Here is an 8825-nt window from a genome sequence, read left to right on the forward strand (position 1 = left end):
TGGTCGTTCCGGTCGTTCCGGTCGTTCCGGTCGTTCCGGTCGCTTGGGCTGCCCTGGTTCTCTCGGTTGCCCCGGTCGGTGGGGCGTCGGTGTCCCTGGGGACCCGATGCTCGGGAGGCCTCCCGGCCGCATGAACCCGTTCTCGCTCGTTCATCACGTCCCCGAAAAGGTGGTTCCACTCTCGGACCTTGAGTGGCCGGATACCTTCAGCTATTTCTGGTCCGATTGCGATTACTCTAAGTATCGGATGTGATCGATCCGGGCGTACGCGGGGATGGTGCGGCTGGTGCCGTCCGCCTGGGCCGGCGTGGACTCCTTGTGCACAAACCTGGCCTGTCCGTACCCGTCCCGGTAGTATCCGGACATCGCCAGTTGGCCGAAGAATGCGCGATCACCGTTGTTTTCACGTACCCGGAGAGCGCAAGGAGTCTAGGTACCTCGTACCCCGAGTGCATTGTGCCAGTCAGCCTGAAGGACCAAAGGTAGTGCGATCATTCTTTTCTCGCGCTGCCGGAGGCCCGGGTCCTCAAGCCATCAGGAGAGTAGGCGCGGTCATGCAGGCTTTCACTCTGCCGGACTTCTACATGCCGTATCCAGCCAGGATCAATCCTCATCTGGAGCGTTCCCGCGAACACAGCGCGGCCTGGGCCCGGCAGATGGGCATGCTTGAGGCGTCCAAGCCCGGTGGCGGTGTCGTCTGGGACGACGCGGCGTTGGCCAGGATGGATTACGCGCTGATGTGCGCCTATACCCATCCGGACTGCGACGGCCCCACCCTGGATCTGATCACCGACTGGTACGTCTGGGTGTTCTTCTTCGACGACCATTTCCTCGAGCACTTCAAATACTCCCGTGACCTTTCCGGGGCGAAGGCGTACCTCGACCGCCTCGAACTGTTCATGACCGCGGAGGGCGAGACGCCGCCGGAACCGACGAACCCGGCCGAGGCGGGGTTGAAGGACCTGTGGGAGCGCACGGTACCGGCGATGTCGAACGGCTGGCGGCAACGTTTCACCATCAGCACGCACAACCTGATGGTGGAGTCGATGTGGGAGCTGGACAACATCAACCGCGGTCGGATCGCCAACCCGATCGAGTACGTGCAGATGCGGCGGCGGGTCGGCGGGGCGCCGTGGTCGGCCAACCTCGTCGAGTACGCCGTCGGCGCGGAGATCCCCGACAGCATCGCCGGGACAAGGCCGATCCACGTCCTGTCGGACACGTTCTCCGACGGGGTGCACCTGCGCAACGACCTGTTCTCCTACCAGCGTGAGGTTCAGGAGGAGGGGGAGAACTCCAACGCGGTGCTGGTCTTCGAGCGGTTCTTCGACTGTTCGACGCAGGAGGCCGCCGAGCTTGTCAACGACCTGTTGACCTCCCGGCTGCAGCAGTTCGAGAACACGGCGCTGACCGAGGTCCCCGGCCTGCTGGCCGAGTACGCCGTGCCCGCGCACGAGCAGATCGGGGTGGCGGCCTACGTCAAGGGCCTGCAGGACTGGCAGTCCGGCGGACACGAGTGGCACGCGAGATCCAGCCGGTACATGAACGACGGCGCCGTGGCGGGCCCAGTCGGTGTGCTCGCAGGCCCGACCGGCCTGGGCACCTCCGCCAGCAGGCTGGTGCTCTCCCCGGGGAGGCTGGGTCTGCGGGTCAGGTCCCGGCAGTATTCCCACACGCTGTTCCAGCCGGTGGGACATCTGCCGTTGCCGGACCTCTACATGCCCTACCCGGTCCGTACCAGCCCCCACCTGGATGCCGCGCGGCAGTACGCGGTCGGCTGGGCGCGGCAGATGGGCATGTTCGACTCGGTGCCCGGCGTGGAACTCGGCGGGGTGTGGGACGAACGACGTTTCGGCGGCTTCGACTTCGCGCACTGCGCCGCGATGATCCACGCCGATGCGGGCCCCGAAGAGCTCAACCTTTCCTCGGACTGGTTGGCCTGGGGAACCTACGGTGACGACTACTTCCCCCTGGTGTTCGGGACGACCCGCGACCTCGCGGCGGCGAAGCTGTGCAACGAACGGCTGCCCGCGTTCATGCCGCTGGACGCCGGCATCACCCCGGAGCCCGTGAACCCGATCGAGCGGGGTCTTGCGGACCTGTGGCGGCGCACCGCGGGGCCGATGGCGCTGCCCGCGCGCAGGCAGTTCCGCAAGGCGGTGGAGGACATGACCTCCAGCTGGTTGTGGGAGCTGGACAACCAGGCCCAGCACCGTATCCCCGACCCGGTCGACTACATCGAGATGCGCCGTAAGACCTTCGGGTCGGACATGACGATGAGCCTGGCCCGGCTCGCACACGCGGACGTGGTACCCCCGGAGATCTACCGGACCCGGACCCTGCGCGAGCTGGACACCGCGGCGCAGGACTACGCCGCTTTCACCAACGACCTGTTCTCCTACCAGAAGGAGATCGAGTTCGAGGGTGAGACCCACAACCTCGTCCTGGTCGTGGAGAACTTCCTCAATGTGGATCGCCTGCAGGCCCGGGACATCGTGGCCGACCTGATGACGGCCCGGATGCAGCAGTTCGAGCACATCATCGCCAACGACCTGCCGGCGCTGTTCGACGAGTTCGACCTGGACGAGCCGGTCCGCGACATTCTCACCCGCCACGCCGACGACCTCAAGGAGTGGATGTCGGGAATCCTGGAATGGCACCGCAGGTGTGTGCGGTACACCGAGTCCGAACTCCGGCGCAGCCGGATCCCGGCTGCGCCGGCGGACTTCTCGTTCCTGCCCACCGGGTTGGGTACCTCGGCGCTGCGGGTCGCGGCATTGGTGGGCAGCGGTGGGCTCCGTTGATTGGCTGATTCGCCGGTCGCGTCGTCGTGGCCACCTGAGCGGGGTCAGAGCCGTCGGTCCTGGCCCCGCCTTCCACGTGATCGTTGTTCAGAACCGGAAGTACACGAAAGGTGCGACGTCCTGCCGGCCGACAATGGTGTGGGCCAGCAGGACGAACGCAACGATGCCGACGACCTGGCCGAACATGCTGAGCCGCGAGAAAAGGTCCTGGGCGTGCAGCCACCAGTTCTTCGGCACCATCTGGGTGGCGAGCCCGGCGGCTATGGCGAGCAGAACCGTCCGCGTGACCATGGGCGCGGGTCCGGGCGCGGTGAACAACCGGACGAATATGTCCATGGCCGTCCCGAGATCGGGCGAGCGGAAAAGGACCCAGGTCGCGCAGACGAAATGGAAGACGGCCACCCGCCCCAGCCACGCCCGCCCATGGGAGCGTAGGCGTGCCACCGTGAATGCTCCTCCGGGGGCTGTGGCCACGGCCGTGGCCGTCATGGCTGCGGGAGTCATGGGCGTGAGGGTCATGGCGGTGAGGCCGGCCACCGTGGTTTCGGGGGCGGCCGCCATGGTGACAGCGTCCGGAACGAGGGGCGGCGTGCCGTGTAGGTGTGGTCGGCGTCCGACCCACCAGCGTTCGGCCGACAGCGCCGCACCGTGTACGGCGCCCCAGATGACGAACGTCCAGGCGGCGCCGTGCCAGAGCCCGCCGAGGGTCATTGTGGCCAGGAGATTGGCGTAGGTGCGGCGAGGGCCGGCGCGGCTGCCGCCGAGAGGGATGTACACGTAGTCGCGCAACCAGCGGGACAGGGTCATGTGCCAGCGTCGCCAGAATTCCTGCAGGCTGGCCGCGGTGAACGGGCGGTCGAAGTTGTCCGGGAAGTGGAAGCCCAGCAGAAGGGCGATCCCGACGGCCATATCAGAATAGGCCGAGAAGTCGCAGTAGATCTGGACGGCGTAGCCGTAGACGGCTACCAGTACTTCCGGTGACGAGTGTTGGCTCGGCGTGTTGAGGACCGGGTCGACGAGCTGGCTGGCAAGAAGGTCGGCGAGCGCGACCTTCTTGAACAGCCCGCCCGCGATGAGGAAGACCGCCCGGGTGACCTGCACCTGGTCGGGGTTGCGGGGGGCTGCGAGCTGGGGGATGAACTCGTCGGCCCGGACGATGGGCCCGGCGACCAGGTGCGGGAAAAATGCCAGGTACACCGCGAAGTCGATCGTTTTCGCGGGACGGATGTGTCCACGCCGGACGTCGACGAGGTACGACATCGCCTGGAAGGTGAAGAAGGAGATGCCTACCGGCAGCGCGACCTGGAGCAGCGGGAGGGGGGCGGGCAGCCCTATGCGCTCCAGCGTCCGGTCGACGGAGAGGGCGAAAAAGCCATAGTACTTGAACCAGCCGAGCAGCCCGAGATCACATACGATTCCGACGGCGAGGATGCGCCGGTGGGGCCATCGCCCGAGCGCGCCGGCCGTCGCCTGGTTGACGACTGTCGAGGCGAGCAGAAGAAGGGCGAAGCGTTCGTCCGCGTATCCGTAGAAGAAGTACGAGCAGCACAGGATGAACGGCTTCCACAGGCGTGGACGGGGCATCAGACGCCAGGAGGCCGCCATGACCACGACGAAGAACGCCGCGAACTCGATTGTCGGGAAGATCACCTGTACCCGTCCTCACGGTTACCTTGGGCACCGATTTTCTGACTCAATGTAGCCGAATGGGTGCGGTGTGTTCTAGATCTCGGACGCTGGACGTGACAGGTGTCAGCAGATATCGGCGGATGCGAAAGGTTTGCGCAACGCAGCTGACGAAACCGTGGGCCACAGTGCCCGGCGGCCGGGCCACCTTGCCCGGCAACGGCGGTGTCGTGGGTGCGCCTGACGGCATCGGCGCTCCCGCTCGAGCCCCGATGCGCGTTCGATGTCACCCGAATAGGTGACCTATGGGCAAACTTCGCGGGATTACGAGCGTCAGCGGCGAACGCTCGCTACCTTCCGTCTATGGGCACGGTTCAGGCCAACGGCATCGAAATCGCGTACGAGCTGCACGGTGACTCCGGCGGCTTGCCACTCGTCCTGGTCGGCGAGCTGGGCCAGCAGCTCGTCGGCTGGCATCCCGATCTTATCCGGGCTATGGTGCGTCGCGGCTTTCAGGTTGTCGTGTACGACAACCGGGATGTCGGTCTTTCCACCCATTTCGATCATCTTGGGCAGCCGGATCTCGCGGCCGCGATGTCCGGGGATACCGATGCCATCCCGTACACGCTCGCCGACATGGCAGCCGACGCCATCGGCCTGATGGACGCCCTCGGCTGGCAGTCGGCGCACGTTTTCGGGATCTCCATGGGCGGCATGATCGCCCAGACCGCTGCACTGCACTTCCCGAACCGGGTACGCAGCCTCACCTCGGTCTCGGCCACCACCGGCAACCACGGGGTGGGTCAGGCCGCCTGGGACGCTGCCGCCGTTGTGCTCCGCCCGGTGGCGGCGAGCCGAGAGGCGTATGTGGACGGAGCCGAGCAGATCTACAACATCATCGGCTCGGCCGAGTTCCCACACGACCGCGGGTGGATACGGGAGCGGGCCGGGCTGGCCTGGGACCGCAGGTACGACCCGCACGGAACCGCGCGGCAGCTGATCGCGATCCTGGCCGCGGAGGACCGGACACCCGATCTCGCCCGGCTGGAGATCCCCACCTTGGTCGTGCACGGCACGAACGACCTGCTGATTCCGGTGGCCGGCGGGCGCCTGACCGCTGCCGTCATCCCGTCCGCGGAGCTGTTGGAGATCGATGGCATGAGCCACGACATCCCACGCCAGGTCTGGGACCGTCTGCTGGACAAGCTCGACGACGTGGCCCACCGGGGCGAAGCGGCCACCGCGGCGCGTCAGGCGACCATCCCCGTCGCCGTCACCGGTCGTTCGTAGTCCTCGCAGCCGGACAACGCCCCGGCTCGCCGGTTGGCGTCCAACCCGCCGGTGTCCAACGTCCTGGGCGCGAAAGAAACATGATCGCGTTGTCTTTGTCCCTCCGGCCACCCGGCTGCCGTTGGCCGATCGAGCGTCCTGCCCCCCGGGCGTTCTTGCTACTGCGTGTCCGCAACTATCATTTTTGTGACATCTGTCCGTAGGTGTAGCGGTGGGGGGTGCTCATCCGGGATGTAACAAGGGATGGAACGGTACCTCCCACCCGGCCAAAGGCCACGCGATCATGGTTTTCGCGTGGCCGGCGGCCTGAGGGGCGTTGGGGCCAAAGGCTGCGCGATCATGGTTTTCGCGCGCCCGGAGGCCTCGGAGGCGCGGGTGCAGGTACGGGTCGGCGTACGACGAGGTTGTCCGTCCTTGTCTGCATATTTCTTCCATGACGGCAACTGATGACGATAAGGGATAAAGGCCATTCGAACAGTTTCGGTGCTGGGCAACCGTCCGGCGTTCGTCGAACGATCGTCTGTTCTCGTTGGCGACGCGGGTGACGGACGGCTACGACGATCCACCCCACTGCTCGTCGGGCTGGCGGTGGTGATCACACTCGGGACGCTGGCGTTGGTGGTCAGGCAGGCAGGTCTGCGCGAAGGCGAGCGCCAGCGGCTGTCCGACCGCTCCCGGGTTGTCGAACGGGTCGCGGAGAACGCCTCGAGAATGCACGACCCGCAGCGGACAGCCGCGGCGGCCGCCGGCTCTTCCTTCGCGCCTGACCAGCCCGTCCACAACCAGAAGTTGCTGCGGCAGCTGGTGATGGCGCCTCCCGGGGACATGAGCCTTCTGGTTACCCTCGTCGATTCGGACGGCACGTCGCTGGCTACCGTCCCGGACGGGCTGCAGGTACCGCTTGCCGGTCTCGGCACGGCCTGGACGGCGGCGCTGGCGGGGCGTCCGGCCATGTCGCCGGTGTTCATCCTGCGTGACGTACCGGTGCGGGCCACGGTCGTGCCGGTGGGTGCGTCCCGCCCGTGGGCCGTGCTGGTCCGCATCGTCGACGAGGGGGTGGCCCGGGAGAGCAGTGAGAAGTTCGCCGCCCTCGTCAGCGGGTCGGGCAGCCTCTGCGACGTCGATGCGTCCGGCGTCGCGGTCGCCTGCTGGAAGCAGGACCTGCGCGGTCGGCGCCTGGTCGAACCGGGCGAACTGGCCGGTCTGGTTCCGGGCACGGTCCGGGTGTGGACGTCGGACAGCGCAGAGGGACAGGTGACCAACGTCGCCGAGACGCAGCCCACGACCGGTTACACCACGATCTTCCAGCAACCCACCGCACGGCTGTTCGCGGACCTGCGGACCGCGCAACGTCACGGGAACCTGACGCTGCTGGCTGTCCTGGCGGTCTGCGTCGGCGGTCTCGTCGTGTTCGGTCTGCGCCGCGAGCAGGTCGCCCGGCGTGCCCGAGCGCGTCTGCACACCATGCTCGGAGGTGTCCGGGACATCATCCTGGTCGTCGGCGACGAGCAGAAGATGACCTTTGTCAGCCCCGCGGTACACGACCTGCTCGGCTACGGCGCGGCGTCCTGGCTCGGTCGCGTGCTGACCGACTTCGCCGATCCCGACGACATCGGACGGATCCGGCGGCTGCTGGCAGACCCGGGCGGGGGTGTCGTCTTCGACATACGGCTGACCACCGCCTCCGGCGACCTGCGCTGGTTCGACCTGGAGGCCAGCGACCTCACCGGCCATCCGGAGCTCGCCGGTGTGTTGGTGACCTGTCACGAGGTCGGGGAGCGCAAGGACCTGCAGGATCAGCTGGGTTACCAGGCGTCCCACGATCTGCTCACCGGGCTTCCCAACCGGGTGGTCTTCATGGACGAGCTGGAAAGGGCGGTCGGTACCGCCCGCGCGGGCGGTGCGCCGTTCGCGGTGCTGTTCATCGATCTCGACCACTTCAAACCGGTCAACGACGGTCTCGGTCATGATGCCGGCGACGCTGTCCTGCGGGTCGTCGCGGAACGTCTCGTCCAGACCCTGCGTGACGGTGACCTGGCGGTCCGGTTCGGCGGTGACGAGTTCGGGATCCTGCTGCGCGGCGCGGACGAGGTATCCGCCGGCGCGGCCGCCGACCGGATCATCAAATCGGTGCGCGTTCCGATCATGGTGGACGCCTCGGCGGTTCGGGTCGACGCCAGCATCGGTATTGCGGCGTCGACGCTCGAGGCCGCGGCGCCCGAGCATCTTCTGCGCGCCGCGGACAACGCCATGTACGAGGCCAAACGGGCGGGAAAAGGCCGTTTCGCCGTGGCGTCCACCACGCCGTCCACCAGGGCGTCCGGCGCACAGCCCGGCGTGCAACCCGCCGTACCCGTCACCGAGATCCACGACGGGATGCCCCTTCCTCCGCCCCTGCCCGAGCCGCGACGCCCGGCAGAGCAGCCGGCCGAGCGACGCTTCCCCCCGCCGACCGGGCCCGGTTCCACCCTGCCCTGTGACTATCCCGCCCGCAGCCGCCTCGGCCGACTGGGGCCGCCGCTGGTGGCGGGCGGAGCCCTGCTCGCCATGGCCGCGGTCAGCCTGTGGCTGCAGACGCAGGCCCGGCACACCGCCGAGCGGCAGCGCCTGGCCGAGCACGTGACGCTCACCGCCATCGTGGCGGACTCCTCCGCGCACAGCGTCGACAGCCAGCGTCTGATCGCGGCTGTTTCCGAGGCGTCCTGGTCGCTGAGCGATCGGGCTCAGGACGCCGGCACCCTGCGGTCGTTCGCCGGATCAGGGATCGGCGGAAGGAACTACGTCTGGGCCCTGGCCACCGTGGACGGCGAGGTGCTGGCCGCCGAACCGCCGTCGCTTACCCTGCCGATCGGTCCGGGTGATCCGGCGTGGCAGACCGCTCGCGGGGGACGGGCCGGCAACTCACCCGTGATGAACGTCGACGGGGTCTGGCGGGACTACGTGACGGTCCCGGTCCTGCGCGAGGGCCGGCCGGTGGCGATCGTCGTCATGGGCGAGTCGCTGCGGGACTCGCCCAGCCAGGCCAACCTGGCGACCAGCGGCACGCTCGGGTTCGTCGTGGGCGGCCTGTCCGTGGTGGATCCGGCGGGAACGGTCATGTTCTCC

Annotated in this window: 4 protein-coding genes; 3 read left to right on the forward strand and 1 reads right to left on the reverse strand. The window is 67.6% G+C overall.

What is annotated here, in order from left to right:
- Positions 1 to 554 precede the first annotated feature (554 nt).
- Positions 555 to 2804 (forward strand): family 2 encapsulin nanocompartment cargo protein terpene cyclase, encoded by a 2250-nt coding sequence (locus DD1DGNOD_RS04325; RefSeq protein WP_131769494.1) that lies wholly within the window; start codon positions 555 to 557, stop codon positions 2802 to 2804.
- 87 nt (positions 2805 to 2891) lie between these two features.
- Here the strand turns inward: DD1DGNOD_RS04325 and DD1DGNOD_RS04330 are convergent, their stop codons facing one another.
- Positions 2892 to 4454: an MBOAT family O-acyltransferase gene (locus tag DD1DGNOD_RS04330; protein WP_131769495.1), complete on the reverse strand. Its 1563-nt coding sequence runs from the start codon at positions 4452 to 4454 to the stop codon at positions 2892 to 2894.
- A 339-nt stretch (positions 4455 to 4793) separates the two neighbouring features.
- On the opposite strand from DD1DGNOD_RS04330, the gene DD1DGNOD_RS04335 reads away from it, so the two are divergent.
- Both DD1DGNOD_RS04335 and DD1DGNOD_RS04340 read left to right on the forward strand, forming a co-directional pair.
- On the forward strand, positions 4794 to 5720 hold the full coding sequence (locus tag DD1DGNOD_RS04335) for an alpha/beta fold hydrolase (protein ID WP_131765321.1): 927 nt from the start codon (positions 4794 to 4796) through the stop codon (positions 5718 to 5720).
- Positions 5721 to 6203: 483 nt separating this feature from the next.
- Positions 6204 to 8825, forward strand: a 2622-nt coding sequence (locus DD1DGNOD_RS04340) for a GGDEF domain-containing protein (RefSeq protein WP_131769496.1), incomplete at its 3' end; no start/stop codon positions are given.

The organism is Candidatus Protofrankia californiensis (assembly GCF_900634765.1).
Lineage (GTDB): Bacteria > Actinomycetota > Actinomycetes > Frankiales > Frankiaceae > Protofrankia > Protofrankia californiensis.